The organism is Brevundimonas sp., assembly GCF_031082345.1.
Taxonomy (GTDB): domain Bacteria; phylum Pseudomonadota; class Alphaproteobacteria; order Caulobacterales; family Caulobacteraceae; genus Brevundimonas.
The window spans coordinates 1-1,874 of sequence record NZ_JAVHLH010000373.1 but is presented as its reverse complement, the minus strand read 5'-3'; the positions used below and the strand labels follow the sequence as shown (position 1 = coordinate 1,874).

Here is a 1,874-nt window from a genome sequence, read left to right as displayed (position 1 = left end):
AGGACGCGCAGGTGCGTCCCGCGGGTGAGGTCGAGGGCTACCTCGGCTGACCGGTGGCGCAACAGGTGACGCGCACTGACGTCGTCATCGTCGGCGGCGGCCCGGCCGGGCTCGCCTCGGCCATCCGCCTCAAGCAACGCGCGGAAAAGGACGGCAAGGAGATCTCGGTCGCGGTGCTCGAAAAGAGCGCCGAGATCGGCGGCCATATCCTGTCCGGCGCGGTCATCGACCCGCGCGCCCTGTCCGAGCTGTTCCCCGACTGGAAGGAACGCGGCGCCCCGCTCGAAACCCCGGTGACGAAGGACCGCTTCCTCGTCCTCGGTCCCCAGGGCGAGGCCTCCCTGCCGATGGCCCTGCTGCCGCCGATGATGCACAACGACGGCTGCTACATCGCCTCTCTTGGAAATCTGTGCCGCTGGCTGGGCGAACAGGCGGAAGGCCTGGGCGTCGAGGTCTATCCCGGCATGGCCGCCAGCCACGTCGTCTGGGACGAGACCCCAGAATCCGGGGGCGCCCGGGTGAAGGGCGTCGTCGCCGGCGTCTTCGGCATCGACCGCCACGGCAAGCCCACCGGCGACTTCCAGCCCGGCATCGAGTTGCACGGCAAATACGTCTTCATCGCCGAGGGCGTTCGCGGCTCCCTGGCCAAGACCATCATGGCCCGCCACAACCTGTGCGATGCGGCCGAACCCCAGAAATTCGGCATCGGCCTCAAGGAGCTGTGGCAGGTGCCGGCGGAGAAGCACCAGCCCGGCTTGGCCCAGCACAGCACCGGCTGGCCGCTGGATGAATTCACCGGCGGCGGCAGCTTCATGTACCATTTCGGCGACCGCTACGTGGCCGTCGGCTATGTCGTCCACCTCAACTACAAGAACCCCTTCCTGTCGCCGTTCGACGAGTTCCAGCGCTTCAAGCATCACCCCTCGATCGCCGAACACCTGGAAGGCGGGACGCGCATCTCCTACGGCGCCCGCGCCATCACCGAGGGCGGCTTCCAGTCGGTGCCGAAACTGTCCTTCCCCGGCGGCGTCCTGATCGGCTGTTCCGCCGGCTTCGTGAACGTCCCGCGCATCAAGGGCAGCCACAACGCCATGAAGACCGGCATGCTCGCCGCCGACTGCGCCTATGAGGCCGTGGTCGCGGGCCGGGCAGGGGACCGGCTGGTCGAATACCAGACCGCCTACGAGAACAGCTGGGTCTGGCAGGAGCTGAAGCGCGTGCGCAACGCAAAGCCGCTGCTGACCCGCTTCGGCACCACTCTCGGCGGCGCGCTGGGCCTGTTCGACATGTGGTTCCAGACCCTGTTCGGCGGCGTCTCCCTGTTCGGCACGCTGAAGCACAGGAAGACCGACGCCGCCTCGACCGAAAAGGCCGCGAAGCACAAGCCGATCGCCTATCCCAAACCGGACGGAAAGCTGTCGTTCGACAAGCTGTCTTCGGTCTTCATCTCCAACACCAACCACGCCGAGGAGCAGCCGGCGCACCTGAAGCTGCTGGACCCCTCGATCCCGATCCGCGTCAACCTGCCGGAATACGGCGAGCCGGCGCGCCTCTACTGCCCGGCCGGGGTCTATGAGGTGGTCTATGGCGACGAGGCGGCGAAGGCCGATCCGCGCTTCGTCATCAACGCCCAGAACTGCGTCCACTGCAAAACCTGCGACATCAAGGACCCGTCACAGAACATCGTCTGGACCACGCCCGAGGGCGGCGGCGGGCCCAACTATCCGAATATGTGACGGCCTCGAAAGGGAGAGGCCTTGCCGCCGCCGCATAATGCGGGAAGGGTTCCGGTCATGCGCCACACCTCCCTTCGCCTGCTCCTCTCCGGCTGCGCCCTGCTGGCCTTCACCGCGTCCGCCGCCGCGCAGGAAACG

The 1,874-nt window shown here is 67.3% G+C and carries 1 protein-coding gene; it reads left to right on the top strand.

Annotation, left to right across the window (positions count from 1 at the left end; all coding sequences use genetic code 11):
* Positions 1-53 precede the first annotated feature (53 nt).
* Positions 54-1,736, top strand: coding sequence for an electron transfer flavoprotein-ubiquinone oxidoreductase (locus RDU12_RS15435; RefSeq protein WP_308685526.1), 1,683 nt, complete (start codon positions 54-56; stop codon positions 1,734-1,736).
* Positions 1,737-1,874: the final 138 nt, after the last annotated feature.